This window comes from Pseudomonas sp. R28(2017) (assembly GCF_002112505.1).
Classification (GTDB): domain Bacteria; phylum Pseudomonadota; class Gammaproteobacteria; order Pseudomonadales; family Pseudomonadaceae; genus Aquipseudomonas.
The window spans coordinates 536733-553409 of the sequence record NZ_NEHW01000001.1; the positions used below are offsets into that span (position 1 = coordinate 536733).

At 62.8% G+C, this 16677-nt stretch carries 21 protein-coding genes; 7 read left to right on the plus strand and 14 right to left on the minus strand.

All coding sequences use genetic code 11. The features are described 5' to 3' along the window. Positions 1-37: 37 nt before the first annotated feature. From CAF78_RS02495 to CAF78_RS02505, 3 genes are all read right to left on the minus strand, one after another. On the minus strand, positions 38-1798 hold the full coding sequence (locus CAF78_RS02495; protein WP_085675657.1) for a DUF5666 domain-containing protein: 1761 nt from the start codon (positions 1796-1798) through the stop codon (positions 38-40). After that, the gene (locus CAF78_RS02500) at positions 1795-2640 is read right to left on the minus strand and encodes a DUF6502 family protein (RefSeq protein ID WP_085675656.1); all 846 of its coding nucleotides are present in this window, start codon (positions 2638-2640) and stop codon (positions 1795-1797) included. The genes CAF78_RS02495 and CAF78_RS02500 overlap by 4 nt, the downstream gene beginning before the upstream one ends. 191 nt (positions 2641-2831) lie before the next feature. Then, positions 2832-3482: a hypothetical protein gene (locus CAF78_RS02505; RefSeq protein WP_143515003.1), complete on the minus strand. Its 651-nt coding sequence runs from the start codon at positions 3480-3482 to the stop codon at positions 2832-2834. A gap of 210 nt (positions 3483-3692) precedes the next feature. Between CAF78_RS02505 and CAF78_RS02510 the strand changes: the two genes are divergently transcribed. From CAF78_RS02510 to tsaA, 4 genes are all read left to right on the plus strand, one after another. Continuing rightward, the gene (locus CAF78_RS02510; RefSeq protein ID WP_085675655.1) at positions 3693-4148 is read left to right on the plus strand and encodes a GNAT family N-acetyltransferase; all 456 of its coding nucleotides are present in this window, start codon (positions 3693-3695) and stop codon (positions 4146-4148) included. Positions 4149-4267: 119 nt separating this feature from the next. Beyond that, on the plus strand, positions 4268-4978 hold the full coding sequence (locus CAF78_RS02515; RefSeq protein ID WP_085675654.1) for an rRNA pseudouridine synthase: 711 nt from the start codon (positions 4268-4270) through the stop codon (positions 4976-4978). Between the two features lie 48 nt (positions 4979-5026). Beyond that, a complete protein-coding gene (locus CAF78_RS02520) occupies positions 5027-5488 on the plus strand; it encodes a DUF1456 family protein (protein ID WP_085675653.1) in 462 nt (153 codons plus the stop codon). Positions 5489-5494: 6 nt separating this feature from the next. Continuing rightward, on the plus strand, positions 5495-6190 hold the full coding sequence (gene tsaA, locus CAF78_RS02525; protein WP_085675652.1) for a tRNA (N6-threonylcarbamoyladenosine(37)-N6)-methyltransferase TrmO: 696 nt from the start codon (positions 5495-5497) through the stop codon (positions 6188-6190). A gap of 70 nt (positions 6191-6260) precedes the next feature. Here the strand turns inward: tsaA and fpr are convergent, their stop codons facing one another. Continuing rightward, positions 6261-7040, minus strand: coding sequence for a ferredoxin-NADP reductase (fpr, locus tag CAF78_RS02530; protein ID WP_085675651.1), 780 nt, complete (start codon positions 7038-7040; stop codon positions 6261-6263). A 118-nt stretch (positions 7041-7158) separates the two neighbouring features. On the opposite strand from fpr, the gene finR reads away from it, so the two are divergent. Then, positions 7159-8085 (plus strand): LysR family transcriptional regulator FinR, encoded by a 927-nt coding sequence (finR, locus tag CAF78_RS02535; RefSeq protein ID WP_085675650.1) that lies wholly within the window; start codon positions 7159-7161, stop codon positions 8083-8085. On the opposite strand, the gene CAF78_RS02540 is transcribed toward finR, so the two are convergent. The 3 genes from CAF78_RS02540 to CAF78_RS02550 all read right to left on the minus strand — a co-directional run bounded on the left by CAF78_RS02540 (position 8082) and on the right by CAF78_RS02550 (position 10064). Continuing rightward, entirely contained in the window at positions 8082-8450 is a 369-nt protein-coding gene (locus CAF78_RS02540; RefSeq protein ID WP_085675649.1) for a diacylglycerol kinase, read from the minus strand. The genes finR and CAF78_RS02540 overlap by 4 nt on opposite strands. Positions 8451-8523: 73 nt before the next feature. Continuing rightward, positions 8524-9174: a response regulator transcription factor ErdR gene (gene erdR, locus CAF78_RS02545; protein ID WP_085675648.1), complete on the minus strand. Its 651-nt coding sequence runs from the start codon at positions 9172-9174 to the stop codon at positions 8524-8526. Between the two features lie 179 nt (positions 9175-9353). Continuing rightward, the gene (locus CAF78_RS02550) at positions 9354-10064 is read right to left on the minus strand and encodes a tRNA-uridine aminocarboxypropyltransferase (RefSeq protein WP_085675647.1); all 711 of its coding nucleotides are present in this window, start codon (positions 10062-10064) and stop codon (positions 9354-9356) included. A gap of 225 nt (positions 10065-10289) precedes the next feature. Between CAF78_RS02550 and CAF78_RS02555 the strand changes: the two genes are divergently transcribed. Then, on the plus strand, positions 10290-10709 hold the full coding sequence (locus CAF78_RS02555) for a quorum-sensing-regulated virulence factor family protein (RefSeq protein ID WP_085675646.1): 420 nt from the start codon (positions 10290-10292) through the stop codon (positions 10707-10709). Here CAF78_RS02555 and CAF78_RS02560 read toward each other — a convergent pair whose 3' ends face one another. Beyond that, positions 10710-10913 carry a hypothetical protein gene (locus tag CAF78_RS02560; protein WP_085675645.1) on the minus strand — a complete coding sequence of 68 codons (204 nt, stop codon included), beginning with the start codon at positions 10911-10913 and terminating at the stop codon, positions 10710-10712. A gap of 302 nt (positions 10914-11215) precedes the next feature. On the opposite strand from CAF78_RS02560, the gene CAF78_RS02565 reads away from it, so the two are divergent. After that, entirely contained in the window at positions 11216-12334 is a 1119-nt protein-coding gene (locus CAF78_RS02565; protein ID WP_085675644.1) for an LOG family protein, read from the plus strand. Between the two features lie 64 nt (positions 12335-12398). On the opposite strand, the gene recX is transcribed toward CAF78_RS02565, so the two are convergent. From recX to CAF78_RS02595, 6 genes are all read right to left on the minus strand, one after another. Next, positions 12399-12869 (minus strand): recombination regulator RecX, encoded by a 471-nt coding sequence (gene recX, locus CAF78_RS02570; protein ID WP_085675643.1) that lies wholly within the window; start codon positions 12867-12869, stop codon positions 12399-12401. Between the two features lie 11 nt (positions 12870-12880). Continuing rightward, positions 12881-13948, minus strand: a complete 1068-nt coding sequence (gene recA / locus CAF78_RS02575) for a recombinase RecA (RefSeq protein ID WP_054883434.1) — start codon at positions 13946-13948, stop codon at positions 12881-12883. A gap of 103 nt (positions 13949-14051) precedes the next feature. Next, on the minus strand, positions 14052-14534 hold the full coding sequence (locus tag CAF78_RS02580; protein WP_085675642.1) for a CinA family protein: 483 nt from the start codon (positions 14532-14534) through the stop codon (positions 14052-14054). Between the two features lie 58 nt (positions 14535-14592). Continuing rightward, positions 14593-15069 (minus strand): lysis system i-spanin subunit Rz, encoded by a 477-nt coding sequence (locus CAF78_RS02585; protein WP_256573986.1) that lies wholly within the window; start codon positions 15067-15069, stop codon positions 14593-14595. Next, complete coding sequence (locus tag CAF78_RS02590; protein WP_085675641.1) at positions 15066-15614, minus strand: glycoside hydrolase family 19 protein; 549 nt, start codon at positions 15612-15614, stop codon at positions 15066-15068. Before CAF78_RS02590 ends, CAF78_RS02585 begins: the two co-directional genes overlap by 4 nt. Before the next feature lie 27 nt (positions 15615-15641). After that, the gene (locus tag CAF78_RS02595; RefSeq protein WP_085675640.1) at positions 15642-16676 is read right to left on the minus strand and encodes a phage late control D family protein; all 1035 of its coding nucleotides are present in this window, start codon (positions 16674-16676) and stop codon (positions 15642-15644) included. Position 16677: the final 1 nt, after the last annotated feature.

Sequence of the window (16677 nt, forward strand, 5' to 3'; positions counted from 1 at the left end):
GTCGGGAAGTGTGATCGGACTTACCCAGCCTAGTTGCCTAATGCCCGGAACGCTCTGGATGCTCGACTTTTTCGGCCTTCTCTACCGTTTCAGGTCGTTCGACCTTTTCGACTTTTTCTACCGTTTCAGGTTTTTCAACCCTTTCGACCTTTTCCACTTTCTCGACTTTTTCAGGTCTTTCGACCTTCTCTACTTTTTCCACCTTCTCGACTTTCTCAGGCCTTTCGACCTTTTCCACCTTCTCGACCTTCTCAGGCCTTTCGACTTTCTCGACCTTCTCAGGCTTTTCGACTTTCTCCACCTTCTCGACTTTCTCTACTTTTTCGACCTTTTCTACTTTCTCTACTTTGTCGAGCTCTACTTTTTCAACCTCTTCGACCTTTTCTATCCGATCGGAGCTGCCACTGTTGCTGGTCTCGCGCTGCTCCACGCTGTCGACATGCCCCGACTTTCCAGACCTGTCTTCATTTTCAACGCTGGCATGGTCACCGGATCCGCTACCCGAACTCCGCCCACTGTGATCATCGCTGCCTTCGCTGCGTGTGCCGGAGGCGCCACGCTCACCCTGGCCGCTGTTGTTGGAGCTTCCCGAGCTGCCGGTACCGTGCTCGCCATTACGCCCTGAATGCCCTCTGTCCGAGTTGTCGACGCGGTCGTCGTGGAACTCGACGCGGGATGCGCGCAGTTCGTGCGTGGCACTGAATACCCCGCTGACCCGCACCCGTTGGTCGAGCGCAATGCCCGCAGGCTGCTTGCCGACGATCACGGTCTCCTGCCCCAGCGTCACATTGATGCCAGCCACCACCAGCTGACGCGCCTGGGTCCGCTGTACCAGCCCCTCGATCACCGCTGTCTGCACGCGGCCAGCAAAAGGCAGGCTCGGGTCTGGCCGGGTTTGCGCCACTTCCAGCTGGCGCCCGGTCCATTGACCACGCACCAGCACTTCCCGCGCCGGTGCCACGCGCGTCCCCAGCTGCAGCCCCTGGAGGCTGCCGGGGCGGTCAACCGCACCGATGGCGCTGGCTTCTCTGAGCCCGGGCGCCCGCTCGATTCGGCTAGCCACCACTTCCCCGGCAGCATCGCGCAGGCCGCTGACCCTGACCGGCTCGCCCGGCCTCAGCCCTTCGGCCACGCGTGCCCCGGCGGCAAGGCGCACGGGTTGGCCCATGACCCGCAGTGGCCCCGAAGCAGTGGGCAGGGCCGTCAGCGGCCCTTCGTAGACGTTGAGGATCGCGATGCGCCCGGCTTGCAGGCCACGCTGTGTGCCATAGGCCTCCACCGCGACCACCTGGCCAATCGCCAGATGAGCGCTGCTGGCAGGGGCGCCGTTCTCGCTCACAGGCACATCCTTGCCGTAATGCACCTCCTGACCATTGACGCAGATCGAAGCGAACCCGGTGATGGTGCCGACGATTCCCGTGCCACCGGTCCCCCCTGGACGCTGGATCGGGGCGCCGCTACCGCCCACACCGCCGTGGCCGCGATCGATGAAGGTGCCGTCGACACCTTCCGCCACCGCACCGGTACCGCCAGTACCGCCCGGGCGCTGCTGGGTCGGCGCCCCCGTGCCACCCACACCGCCATTCTCGCTGCGCACGCCGGTGCCACCAACACCGCCGGTTCTGGCGCCGGTACCACCGACACCTCCCGGGAACTGCATGCCCGCTGCACCGGCCATGCCCACTTCATCACGGCTGACACAAACCGGTGCCGCAGCCACCTCGCCAGGCGCCACCAGGTTCAGCCCCAAACCCAGGACGAGTGCGACGGTATTGAGGCAGCGCGCGAGAGGCGTCATGGCTCGGCTGTCTTCGACGAATCGGGATCAGTGGCTTCAGTGTAGAAATAAAGCCCGACTGTAATCCGCTGGCGATGCTCATGGCCTGGCACGTCGGTATTTTCCAGCTCAGCGGCCAGGCGGCTGAAAGCCAGCAAGGTTTGCATGCCATCCTTGGCGACCGCTTCGCGCAGCGTGTCGACGCTGGCCGGGGTCAGCGCATCGTAGTGCACGCTGCGCTCAAAGAACGGCAGGCCTTCGCCGCTGAGGTTGTGCACCGCTGCGCAAGCGTGATCATGGAGGTTATGGCCAAAATACGCGGCTTTCTCTTCGAAGCCCTTCTGTGGCACGAATGCCTGGGCCTCGAGGTGCACGCAATCCTGATCATCGAGGCGGACGATGCCCAGGCGCAGCCACTCATCCAGCACCACCCGCCCGCGGATGTCGGTGCTGACCGTCGCCACCAGGGCATCGAACGAGCCATCGCCGCCAACGCTGGCCAGCCGTGGCAGCGCCAACGCCTGCCCGGCCGCGGAGCAGAATGGCGGGCTACTGGTCCATACATTCACCAGTTGTGCACCCAGGGTGATGTTTTCAGGCAACGCAGCGATAGACGTGTCATCTTCACTTCGCAGGCGGCGCACATCCTTGCGATGCACGCCTGTCAGCAGGCTGATGCGGCTGTCGGTCGGCACCTTGTCGTCAAGGCGAAACTCGCGATGGGCCACATCGACGAACACGTCCTTGAGCACGTCGGTGAACATCGTGTAGGTCACCCCTTTGCGCAGCATCAGGCGCACCAGAGGGCGCATGACCCTGCGCAGTGCACTCAACATGGACGGGGGGATGGAGGGCGATTGCATGGAGCGCATTCCTTGACAGTTGAAACCAGTATACGACGCGGGAAAACATCCCACACGAACTGTAACCACTTCCCACCGAGAATGAGAAAGAGCTGTCAGCGCTCACTGCAAACGCGTGATAGGGCTGCACTGCCCTGGACTGCTCATACAAAACCCGTCCCCTGGGCCTTGTATGGGCTGTTCACTGCCAATCAGCTCCTGCTGTTGTCATCCCCGACTTCGCCGGCGGCATGAGCACCGCGGTCATCACCCTGTTCGCGACCCACATGGTTGCCATTATCGTCGCCAGGTTCACCACCAACGTGATTGCCATGATCGTCGCCAGGTTCACCGCCAACATGATTGCCATGATCGTCACCGGGCTCACCGCCAACATGATTGCCATGATCGTCACCGGGTTCACCGCCAACGTGATTGCCATGATCGTCACCGGGCTCACCGCCAACGTGATTGCCATGATCATCACCCGCTTCAGCATGGTTGCTGCTGCGACCGGAGTTTGAATTGCCAGCGTGGCCCTGGCCTGCTTCACCATGGCCGCTGCCACTGCTGCCGGCGTGACCGCCACTACCACTGCCACCGTGGCCGCCACCGCTGCCGCTGCCACCACCGCTGCCGCCGCCGTGACCACCGCCGCCACCACTGCCGCCGCCGCCACCGTGACCACCGCCGCCACCACCACTTCCGCCGCCGCCACCGTGACCGCCACCGCCACCGCCACCGCCACCGCCATCCTTGGCATAGGCGCTGGAGCCATGAGAGATCGAGTCAGGAACCAATACGATGGCCGTAGACAGCACGCCTGCAACGGCAGCTGCCAACAAAGCCTTTTTGAACAGCATGTGGATTTGCATTTTCCGTCTCCAGGTCTTCGCCACGAGAACGCCAAATCAAGCCGGGAATCTGTTGTCAGTTTTACTTTTTCTTTATGTGGGAATTTTTCCCACGCCTAATTAATAGACCTCTGCGGACCAGGCTTCAAGCAACGCACGCAAAAGCCGACCAGTGGTTGGCCTGCTATGTTTTCTCTATTGTTCTGGAGGAACACCGGCATGCACTCGGCCCTGACCCTGCACACCCCGCGCTACAGCGAATACGGCGAACTGGTGCAGCTTTGGGAAGACTCGGTGCGCGCAACCCATGACTTCCTGCCCGAGGCCTATATCCTGCTGTTGCGCGAGCAGGTGCTGCGACGCTACCTCGATGCAGTGATGCTGATCTGTTGCAGGGATCGCCAACGTATCTGCGGCTTCGCCGGTGTCGCCAACGGCTATGTGCACATGTTGTTCGTCGCACCGGGCTACCGTGGCAAGGGGGTTGGCAAGCGCCTGCTGCGTTATGCGATCGACGAATTGAATGCCGAACGCCTGGACGTCAACGAACAGAACCCGCAAGCCCTGGGCTTCTACTTGCACGAGGGCTTCGAAGTGGTCGGCCGCTCGGAAACCGACGGCTTGGGGCAGCCGTATCCGCTGCTGCACATGCGGCTCATTCCTACAGCGTCCTAGGGCGGCGTCTGAATATGCCGTGGTCTGCGTCCAAAATGGCGCATCTGGCACAGATTCCCATCATCAACCGCGTACAGGCAGGTACAATGCAAGTCTTTCCCTGCCTTGCGAATTGCCCCATGTCCGAACCCGTCCGCCTCTCCAAACGCCTCATCGAGCAGCTTGGTTGCTCCCGCCGCGAGGCCGAGCTGTACATCGAAGGAGGCTGGGTCACGGTCGATGGCATGGTGGTCGAGCAACCCCAGTTCAAGGTCGGCGAGCAGCGCGTCGAGCTGCTGCCGGGCGCACGCGCCGAGGCATTGGACCCGGTCACCCTGCTGATGCATCAAGCGGCCGGTGTCGACAGCGAAACCGCCCGCGCCAGTATCAACATGGGCAACCTCAGCGAGGCCCACCGCGAAGGCGTACGGCCGTTGCACGGGCATTTTGCCCGGCTGTCCTGCCTGGCGCCGCTGGAACGCGGCGCCAGCGGCCTGCAGGTGTTCACCCAGGATTGGCGGGTTACCCGCAAGATCGACGCCGACCTGCGCCGCATGGAGCAGGAATACATCATTGAAGTGCGCGGCGAAACCACGCCTCAGGCTCTGGAGCGCCTGGCGCGCGGTGCCACGCGCAATGACCGGGAGCTGCCCAAGGCCAAGGCCAGCTGGCAGAACGAGACCCACCTGCGCCTGGTGGTGAAAAACCCGCAGCCCGGGCAGATCGCCGAGCTGTGCGCCTACCTGCGCCTGGAGGTGCTGGGCATGCGCCGCATTCGCCTGGGGGGTGTATCGATGGGCAAGCTGCCCGTGGGGCAGTGGCGCTACCTGGCAGCCACCGAACGTTTCTAAGCAATGCGCCACGCCCTCGGCGTGGCTACTGAACAGGATTTTGCAGCAATGAACCACAACGATGTCCTGCGCAGCCTGCGCTACATGCTCAAGGTGAACGACGCCAAGATGGCCGAAATCATCGCGCTGTCCGGCCTCGAAGTTAACCCGATCGTGCTCGCCACCTACTTGAAGAAAGAAGACGAAGCCGGCTTCGTGCGCTGCCCGGAGCGGGTCATGGCGCACTTCCTGGACGGCCTGGTGATCCACCGCCGGGGCAAGGACGACAGCCGCCCACCGCAGCCGGTGGAGTTGCCGGTGACCAACAACACCATCCTGAAAAAGCTGCGGGTAGCCTTCGAGCTCAAGGAGGAAGACCTGCACGCCATCCTCAAGGCGGTCAATTTCCCGGTGTCCAAGCCTGAACTCAGCGCGCTGTTCCGCAAGGTCGGGCATGACAACTACCGCCCGTGCGGCGACCAGCTGCTGCGCAATTTCCTCAAGGGCCTGACCCTGCGCGTGCGCGGCTGAGTGGCCATGCAGCATACCGTTACACCGGTCGGCATCGTCCGCTCCTGCTTCAAGGAGAAGTTCGCCATCCCGCGCCAGCCGCAGCTGGCACCCGCCGCCCGCGGGGTACTGGAGTTGCTGCCGCCATTCGATCAGGGTGATGCGGTGGCCGGGCTGGAGCAGGTCAGCCATGTCTGGCTGCTGTTCCTGTTCCACCAGGCACTGGAAGACAAGCCACGCCTGAAAGTGCGCCCGCCGCGCCTGGGTGGCAACAAGAGCATGGGCGTGTTCGCCACCCGCGCCACCCACCGCCCCAACGGCATCGGCCAGTCGGTGGTGCGCCTGGAAGGGGTGGAGCCGGGGCGCCTGCTGCTGTCCGGGATCGACCTGCTGGACGGTACGCCGGTCCTGGATATCAAGCCGTATGTGCCCTATGCCGACAGTGTCGCCGGGGCGAGCAACCTGATGGCCAGTGATGCGCCGGTCGCGATTGCCGTTGGCTGGAGCGACACTGCCCTGCCCCAGGCCCATGGGCATGGGCAGCGTCTTGGCGAGCCGTTGGTGGAGCTGATCGAGCAGTGCCTGGCACAGGACCCGCGCCCGGCCTATCAGGTGCCACCGCCAGAGCGTGTGTACGGGGTGAAATTCTGGGATGTGCAGGTCCGCTGGCATTACCCGCAACCGGATCGGATCCAGGTGCTGGAAGTCGTTCGGGAAGGCTGAACATCACTACACCCTGCAGGCATAAAAAAACGCAGACCCAGGTCTGCGTTTTTTCGTTGCCGCGTGCGTCTTACTTCTCGACGAAGGCACGCTCGATCAGGTAGTCACCTGGCTCGCGCATACGTGGCGAGACCTTCAGGCCGAAGCTGTCGAGCACTTCGCTGGTCTCGTCGAGCATGCTCGGGCTGCCGCAGATCATTGCGCGGTCGTCCTCTGGGTTGATCGGCGGCAGGCCAATATCGCTGAACAGCTTGCCGCTGCGCATCAGGTCGGTCAGGCGGCCCTGGTTTTCGAACGGCTCGCGGGTCACGGTCGGGTAGTAGATCAGCTTGTCACGGACCGACTCGCCGAAGAATTCGTTCTGCGGCAGGTGCTCGGTGATGAACTCTTTGTAGGCCACCTCGTTGACGTAACGCACACCGTGAACCAGGATCACTTTTTCAAAGCGCTCGTAGGTTTCCGGGTCCTGGATGACGCTCATGAACGGCGCCAGGCCGGTGCCGGTGCTCAGCAGGTACAGGTGCTTGCCCGGTTTCAGGTCGTCGAGGACCAGGGTACCGGTTGGCTTCTTGCTAATGATGATCTCGTCGCCTTCCTTCAGGTGCTGCAGCTGCGAGGTCAGCGGGCCGTCCGGGACCTTGATGCTGAAGAACTCCAGGTGCTCTTCCCAGTTCGGCGAAGCGATGGAATAGGCGCGCATGAGCGGACGGCCGTTCTCCTGTTGCAGGCCGATCATCACGAACTGACCGTTCTCGAAGCGCAGGCCCGGGTCGCGGGTGCACTTGAAGCTGAACAGGGTGTCGTTCCAGTGGTGCACACTGAGGACACGTTCGTGGTTCATGTTGCTCATCTAAGGGGCTCCTGAAGAAAAACGCAGCGCGCAAGACGCGCAGTTGCGCGATAGTTTAGGGGCAGCCACAATATCTGTTAACTGAATTATCAAGATATGTGTTATCGGTTATATAGATATGCGATTTACACTTCGTCAGCTGCAGGTATTCGTCGCCGTGGCCCAGCACCAGAGTGTGTCGCGGGCGGCCAGCGTGCTCGCGCTTTCACAATCGGCGGCAAGCACTTCCATCACCGAACTTGAACGGCAATCGAGCTGCCAGCTGTTCGACCGCGCCGGCAAGCGCCTGGCCCTCAATGCCTTGGGCCACCAGTTGCTGCCCCAGGCCGTCGCCCTGCTCGACCAGGCCAAGGAAATCGAAGACCTGCTCAACGGCAAGTCCGGTTTCGGCTCACTGGCGGTCGGCGCCACGCTGACCATCGGCAACTACCTGGCCACCCTGCTGATCGGCAGCTTCATGCAGGTACACCCGGAGAGCCAGGTGAAACTGCATGTGCAGAACACTGCCCATATCGTGCACCAGGTAGCGCAATACGAAATTGATCTAGGTCTGATCGAAGGTGACTGCAACCACCCGGACCTCGAGGTGCAGCCGTGGGTCGAGGACGAGCTGGTGGTGTTCTGCGCACCTCGGCACCCGCTGGCCAAGGCCGGCCGCGCCGATGTCGAAGCCCTGTCACAGGAAGCCTGGATTTTGCGCGAGCAAGGTTCCGGCACACGCCTGACCTTTGACCAGGCCATGCGCCATCACCGCACCAGCCTGAATATCCGCCTGGAGCTGGAACACACCGAGGCGATCAAGCGTGCCGTGGAATCGGGCCTGGGTATCGGCTGCATTTCCCGCCTGGCCCTGCGCGATGCCTTCCGCCGCGGCAGCCTGGTACCGGTGGAGACGCCGGAGCTGGACCTGATGCGCCAATTCTATTTCATCTGGCACAAACGCAAGTACCAGACCTCGGCGATGCGCGAGTTTCTGGAGTTGTGCCGCAACTTCACTGCGGGCTTTACCCGCAGTGACGAGATCGTCTTGCCGCCGATCGCTTAAAGCAGAATCACACCCCACACCAGCGCGACCATGGTCAGCGCAACCAGCTGCGCGGCGCTGCCCATGTCCTTGGCGTTCTTCGACAGCGGGTGGCGCTCCAGCGAGATACGATCGATGGCTGCTTCCACTGCCGAGTTGAACAGCTCGACGATCAGGCCGAGCAAGCAGACGGCGATCATGATTGCCCGCTCCGCACGGCTGACCGGCAGCCAGAAGGCGATCGGGATCAGCAACACGTTGAGCAGCACCAGCTGGCGGAAGGCGGCCTCGCCCTTGAAGGCGGCGCGCAGGCCGTCCAGCGAGTAGCCAGCGGCGTTGAAGATGCGTTTCAGGCCGGTCTGGCCTTTGAATGGCGATGGTGTCATGTGAGTCACTTCACAACAGAAAGGCCAGCAGACTAGTGCGGCACGGGTCAAAAAAGCGTGAATCCAGACGTCGTCAGCTACTGGTAACCGATTCAAGTTGTTGCAGCAACAGCGCGGCCTGGGTGCGGGTGCGCACGCCCAGCTTGCGGAAGATAGCCGTTACATGGGCCTTGATGGTCGCTTCCGACACACTCAGTTCATAGGCGATCTGCTTGTTCAGCAAACCTTCACAGACCATGGTCAGCACACGGAACTGCTGTGGGGTGAGGCTGGCCAGCCCTTCGCTGGCGGCCTTGGCTTCGGCCGAGACATCGACCTTCTCGAAGGCTTGAGGTGGCCACCAGACGTCGCCATCGAGCACTTTTCTCACGGCATCCTGAATGACTTCAAGGCCGCTGGACTTCGGAATGAAGCCGCTGGCACCGAACTCGCGGGACTTGACCACCACAGCGGCCTCTTCCTGCGCCGAGACCATTACCACTGGAATCTGCGGGTACTGGCCGCGGAGCAGGACCAGCCCGGAAAAGCCATAGGCCCCTGGCATGTTCAGGTCCAGCAGGACCAGGTCCCAGTCGGCTTTTTCGCTCAGGCGGGTTTCCAGTTCGGCGATGCTCGCCACTTCAACCAGGCGCACATCGGCGCCCAGGCCGAGGGTAACGGCCTGGCGCAGGGCGCTACGAAACAGCGGGTGGTCATCGGCTATCAGGATTTCGTATGTGGCCATCGATCTATGGATCCTGTTCTGTGCCAGGCGCATGCGGGGTGGTGAAGCGCCTGGCGGGGAATCGGCGCCAAGGATGCCGAGCACGGCCGCAGGTGGTCAAGCCAACTACCCTGCCGTCTCGCCCACCCTGGCTGCCAGCCCCGTCATTATGAACCAAAGTGAGGCTTATGCCCCTTGGACTATAGGAAGGTATGCAAACGCTGGTGGGTGTCATCCTGATCATCCAGCGGCAGGCGACGCTTGCCGCTGAGGTAATGCAGGCTGAACACGTCCAGGTAGGCATCCAGCGCCTGGGACGCCTGACTGTCACCCGCCAGGTCCAGGCACATGGCAGCCACTTCGGCAGTGCAGAAATGGTCGTCGCGCTTGGACCGGCGCAAGCGATAGCGCGACATCTGCTCGGCCTGCAGGCTCAATACCGGGAAGCGATCAAGGTACGGGCTCTTGCGGAACATCTTGCGGGCCTCGGTCCAGGTGGCATCGAGCAGGATGAACAACGGGCGCTTGCCAGGTTCGCGCACGACCTCGCTGACCACCCGCTCCTGGGCGACGAATTCACCGGGGAAGACGATGTAGGGCTGCCACTGCGGGTCGTCGAGCAGCGCCAGCAGGCGCTCGTCCACCGAGGTTCGCAACCAGCCGAAGGCGCAGGTGTCTTCGATCAGGTCGGCGATCAGCCAGCCAGTGTTGGTCGGTTTCAGTGGCTCGGTGTCATGCATGATCAGGCACACGCCGGAGTCGGCCTGCACCTTGGGCTTCCACGCACACAGGCAGTGGGTGGCGATCACCCGGCAATCGGGGCAACGCTCGGCGCGTGAACCACGGGCAATGAAGGGTTTGTTGCTACGCGCCAGGCGTTCGGCACGCAGGCGTGCTACCGCGTGGCTCATGCTGGCAAGCCTGTGGACAGGTTGTGACTGGACACTGCAGGGACTCGGAAGAAACAAAGCGCCAGTCTACCAGAGCAGGCGCCATTTGGCCGTGCAGCGGCACCACCCGGTCCCTTATAATCGGCGCCATTGGCCACCGTGAATTTGCCTGCGATGCAGCGGGTTTCATGGAACGCCCGCCGCCGGCGCATGTCAAAGCGCCAGTTACTGAACCAGGAGAGATTCATGCTGCGTCTTATCGTCCCGACCCTGAGCCTGTTGCTCACCCTGCCACTGGCAGCCCAGGCGGCCTCCAAGCAGGAGTTCGAGCTCAACAAGCTGCTGCAGAAGGTCGCCACGGAAAGCAGTGTCGGCACCCCACGCGCCATCAACGAAGACATTCTCGACCAGGGCTATACCGTTGAAGGCAAGGCGCTGGTCAACCACCTCAGCGTACGCGCCGAGCATGCCGCACGCATGCAGCAGAACCCCGCCCAAGTCCGCAGCCAGCTGGGTGACAGCGTGTGCCGCAACAGCGGTTTTCGCAACCTGATGTCGAAAGGTGCGGTTATGGTCTATCGCTTCAGCGTGTACAAGACCAACCAGCCGGTCATGGACCAGGCCTTCGATGCTGCCAGCTGCACCGCTGGCAACAAGAAGAAGTGACTAGATAACCCGCTCTCCCTCCGCGCGCTGCGGTTCTTCGTCGGCGCGCATCTCCGCCAGCAGCGCCTGCAGGTAGCGTGACTGGCACTCGAGTGCTGCCAGCCTGCGACGGCACTCCGCCTCCAGGCTCACGTGGTGATCCTGGGCTGCATTTTCCAGCAGTTGATAGAGCTGCCGGTCTACTTCGATGACCAAGCGATGCATACGCCACCTCCTGCATCGACACGTTTCGCTTCTCCAGTTAACCAAACCCTCGCCGGGGCTGTTCGCAGGCCGACGAGTGGCCACGGTGATCACGCCTGCACGATCAGACGCAACGGTCTAGATTGATAGCGAAGACCCGAAAAACGACACGCTGGACTGACACCCCTGCACCACGGCCTTGAAGGCCTACTGCAATGCTCGGGATGCACACTCGAGTCACGGCAGCCAGCGACACACGTAGTGTCGCGGCCGAGCCACACCATCGGCCCGGTCAGAGGTTTTGCTGCAGAAGGAGACGTTGAATGCCTTACCAATCGAATGAACACCTGTTCAATCACTTCAAGGACCACGGCATCGACCTGAGCAAGATCGACCAGCAACTGCAACTGGTTGCGCCGGACAGCCCCAACCTGCCGCTGTACCGCGACATGATGCTCACGGTCTTGCGCATGGCCCATGACGACAGCGACCGCTGGAGCGCCAAGATCACCTTGCAGGCCTTGCGCGAACTGGACCACTCGTTCCGCATGCTCCAGCGCTACCGGGGGCGACGCAAAGTCACCGTGTTCGGCTCGGCACGCACCCCCGTGGAACACCCGATGTACGCCCTGGCTCGCGAACTGGGGGCGACCCTCGCCCGCTCCGAACTGATGGTCATTACCGGGGCCGGCGGCGGCATCATGGCGGCGGCCCATGAAGGCGCCGGCAGCGACCATAGCCTGGGCTTCAACATCACCCTGCCCTTCGAGCAGCATGCCAATGCCACGGTGGATGGCACCGACAAGCTGCTGCCCTTCCACTTCTTCTTCATTCGCAAGCTGTTCTTCGTCAAGGAAGCCGATGCGCTGGTGCTCTGCCCCGGCGGCTTCGGCACCCTGGACGAGGCGCTTGAAGTGCTGACGCTGATCCAGACCGGTAAGAGTCCACTGGTGCCGGTGGTTCTGCTGGACTCACCGGGTGGCACGTTCTGGCGTGACTGCCTGGCGTTCATCAGCCGCCAACTCGAAGAAAACCGCTACATCCTGCCCAGTGACCTGAAGTTGCTGCGGCTGGTGTACAGCGCCGATGAGGCCGTGGAGGAAATCAACCAGTTCTACAGCAATTACCACTCCAGCCGCTGGCTGAAGAACCAGTTCGTGATCCGCATGCACCATCGGCTCAGCGAAGCGGCACTACATGACATACAGGAAGGGTTTGCCGACTTGCGCCTGAGTGGCCGGTATCACCAACACGCCGACAGCGGTGCCGAACACGAGGTGGGCAACTTCAGCCACCTGACGCGGCTGACGTTTGCCTTCAATGGCCGTGACCAGGGGCGCCTGCGGGAACTGGTCGATTTCATCAACTTGCCGGAAAACTGGGCCAAGCCGGAGCCTATGCATACCACCCAGCGGGCGCGGGAGGCGCTGAAGGTCAGCTGAATGGCAAATTTCGCAGTAACGCAAATGGCCTCATCGCTGGCGTGCCGGCGATGAGGCCATTTGACTAGTAATCATCCAGATCCCGGCCACTGAGCAACCGGCCGATCATGTCCATGGGGAAACCGCGGTAGGCAAGGAACCGTGTCTGCTGGGCTCGACTACGTGGATCCTGGGGGCGTTGCCCAGCGAATTTACGCTGCCAGGTATCCCGTAGCAGTGCCGCCCAATCCACTTCGCTTTCACGCAGGGCCTGCTCGATGTCACTTCGGTTCAACCCGCGCTGGCCAAGTTCCTCGCGAATACGCGCAGGACCATAGCCGGCACCGGAACGGTATCGAATGAAACTCTCGAGATAACGGGCTTCGCTAAGCAGCCCTTCTTCGGCGAGCCGATCGAGCGCAGGCTCGATCAGTTCATCCGGGGCTCCGCGCTGACGCAACTTGCGCGTCAGCTCGACGCGACCATGCTCGCGGCGCGCGAGCAGGTCCATGGCTGTCCGCCTGACGGCGACGGGGGTGTCGAGTACGGCGGACATACCAGCTGCTATCAATAACCGGCGTCGGCGTCAGCCATGTCGTCGGCATCGGCTTCGGCGGCAGCAGCCTTGCCAGCTTCGGCAACGGCGCCGGCCTTGAGCAGCTTCTCGCGAATCTGCTTCTCGATCTCGGCACCAATGGCTGGGTTCTCTGCCAGGTACTTGGCCGCGTTTGCCTTGCCCTGGCCGATCTTGTTGCCTTGGTAGGCGTACCAGGCACCGGACTTTTCCACCAGGCCTTGGGAAACGCCCAGGTCGATGATTTCGCCGTTGCGGTAGATACCCTTACCGTAAAGGATCTGGAACTCGGCCTGACGGAACGGAGGCGAGACCTTGTTCTTGACGATCTTGACGCGAGTTTCGCTGCCGACCACTTCGTCACCTTCCTTGACCGCGCCGGTACGGCGAATGTCCAGGCGCACCGAGGCGTAGAACTTCAGGGCGTTACCACCGGTGGTGGTTTCCGGGCTGCCGAACATCACGCCGATCTTCATACGGATCTGGTTGATGAAGATGACCAGGCAGTTGGCGTTCTTGATGTTACCGGTGATTTTGCGCAGCGCCTGGGACATCAGACGGGCCTGCAGGCCGACGTGCATGTCGCCCATCTCGCCTTCGATCTCGGCCTTCGGCACCAGTGCGGCCACGGAGTCGACGATGATCACGTCAACGGCGTTGGAGCGCACCAGCATATCGGTGATTTCCAGGGCCTGTTCGCCGGTGTCCGGCTGCGAGACCAGCAGGTCGTCGACGTTGACGCCCAGCTTGCCGGCATATTCAGGGTCGAGGGCGTGTTCGGCGTCGACGAAGGCGCAGGTTGCGCCGTTTTTTTGGGCTTCAGCGATGACCGACAGGGTCAGCGTGGTTTTACCCGAGGATTCCGGGCCGTAGATTTCGACGATACGGCCTTTTGGCAGACCGCCGATGCCGAGCGCGATGTCCAGGCCCAGGGAACCGGTGGAAATGGCCGGGATGCCTTGGCGCTCGTGGTCACCCATGCGCATGACCGCGCCTTTGCCGAATTGGCGTTCGATTTGACCCAGGGCCGCAGCCAAGGCGCGCTTCTTGTTGTCGTCCATTGAAATCCTCACGTGTTCGACTTGGCCCTGACGGCCGGAATACCTGTATAAGTAGCCAGTATTATTCCACAGGCAAGCGCCCGAGCAAACCCCTGTCGTCGATTTACTCGGCACCAAGCTGTAACAAGCCGTCTAACGCGGCGATCACCGTCTGTCGGCGCACCGCTTCGCGGTCACCGTCGAAGTGCCGGCGCTCACTGCTGACGTGGCTGCCATCGGCCCAGGCCAGCCACACGGTCCCCACCGGTTTGGCCGGCGAACCGCCATCAGGCCCGGCCACGCCACTGACGGCCACGGCAAAACGTGCGCCGCTGGCGGCCTGGGCTCCACGGACCATGGCTTCGACCACCGCCTGGCTGACCGCGCCAACCTCGGCGAACAGCGCCTCGGGCACCTTCAGCTGGCGGGTTTTCTGGGCATTTGAATAGGTCACGTAACCGGCCTCGAACCAGGCCGAGCTGCCGGGCACCCGGGTGATGGCTTCGGCGATGCCTCCACCGGTGCAGGATTCGGCGGTGGTCACTTGGGCGTTGAAGCGGCGCAGGTGTTCGCCAAGGCGGGTAGCGAGAACGGTGATTGGGTCCATGGCGGGCTCCTTGAAGATTGCGCACTACCCTACCACCCTGATGCCGCCAGGCAAGGGATCAAGGCCGCAACGCGCGCACATAATCCTGGCACGCCCGCAACGCGATCAGCCCGCGGTCCCCTTCGTCGGTAATGGCGATAATTCGTCGAGCATGCGCCGGCTCAAGTCCGGCGCGTACGGTTGCATGATCCACGCCGCCGGTAGCGGCGGTGGCTGGCACCGCGCTGCAGACGGCGTCGCGCTCGACCAGGACCGACAGGCGCAGATCGGCAGTAGCAAGACGATCACGCAGGCGAGCCTGAGATTGCTGTGCATCGGCAAGTTCCTTGAAATGACGGGTTTCACTTTCTTCCAGGCGTCGCTCGAGCGCCTGGCGCTGCCCCCGCTCGGCGAGCAGCCGGGCTGCCTCGGTATCGGCCTGGGCTTGCGCCTGCTGCGCCAGCTGCCGTTCGTAGCGCCAGCCCTGTACCTGCCAGGCCAGCGCTACGGACACCATCAACAACAAAGCGCCAAGGCCACGTTGCAGTCGGCTCAACACAACACCTCACGCGCCCGCGCCCAAAGTTTGAGACGGTCCTCCAGGCCATTGAGCCCACCATTGACGTGGCGCGTGATGCGGTTGAACTCGCCGCGGTCCGCCAGGGCATTGAGCCCGCGCGAATGCCAGAACCATGCGGCCGACTCACAGGCCCAGCGCGGCTGTTCGAGCAGCTGCGGTTGCGCCAGCAGGCGCTCGTCGCCGAACAGAGCCCGGCTGCAGGCCTGGTAGTTGTTGCGCCCGGTCACCTGGATCAGGCCGCGCCCGCAGTACAACTGGCCATCGCCATCGGCCTGCGGTGTATTGCCCAGGCGCACGGCCAGGCTGCCGGTGTCGTAGCGTGCCAGGTAGCGGTCACTGCCCAGTTCCTTCACGTAGCGGAACTGGCCGGACTCATGGCCGACCTGGGCGATGAACGCTGCCACACGCCTGGGGTTGTCGATTTCCCAGCGTGGCAGGGTGACGTTCAGTGCCGAAAGAAAAACGCCCGCAACGGGGCGGGCGTTCGGCAGAATCTGCAGCAATTGCGTTTCAGTGAGCATGTCTGACACTCCTTTCACTATCGTCCTTCAGGCCTTGGTCGCGGACTGGCGACGGGGCGCCGCCCCCTTGGCCTGTACCTTGCCCGCCTTGCCGCCATTACCCTGCACCGTGGTGCGCCAGCCCGAGCTAGTGAACACCTGTTCCACCGAATCGATCTGGTATTGCCCGTCGAGGCCATCGACAAAGCCCTGCAGGTCGATGCTGCGCTCGGCGAACAGGTCGGTACGCCCCGGCAGGTCCAGGCGCACCTGGGCGGTGTCGCGGTTGAAGCTGGCCAGGCGCGCCCTGGCCGCTTGTTCGGCCGCCGCGCGGTTAGGGTAAAGGTGACGGTCGGTATGCACCGGCCGCTGGCCTTCAACGGCCTCTTCGTTGACCAGCTCGATGGTCTTCGACTCACCACTGGCGGTGTCCTGATAACGGGTGCGCACGGCCTTGCGCGCCGCTTTGTCGTCCAGGCGAAAATGCCACTGGCTGACCTCGGTGCGGGCAATGCCGACCACACCCAGGGGTTTGCCACTGGCGCTTTGCCCGGCCTGGCGCGGCAGCACCAGCAGCTGGCCATCGGCGAGCTTGGCGGTGCAGTCGTACTGGCGGGCCAGGCGCGTGATGAAATTGAAATCCGACTCGTTGTACTGATCGACCCGCTGCACCTGAATGAGTACCGGGCAGACCACCTGCCAACCATTACGCGCGCCGATTTCCGCGACGATGCGCTGCAACGGCACGGCCTCCCAACTGCCACTGCGAATGGTCCTGCCACTGCCACGCAAGTCACTGGCCTTGCCGCGGATCACCAAGGTATCGGGCGGACCGGACAGTTCGACCTCATCGACGGTGTAACGCCCCAGCCGGGTCAGCGGCTGGCCGGCGTAACCCAGCTGCACGTCGATCAGCGCACCGCGCGCCGGCAACGCCACAGCGCCGTCGCGGGCGTCGATGCGCAGCTCGAAGTCATCGGCTTCCATGCCCGGTTTGTCAGTGGTACGCAGCAGCAACAGGCGGTCATTGATCAGCGCAGTGATGTCCTTGCCATCGGCCTGGATGCGAAATACCGGTTGCATG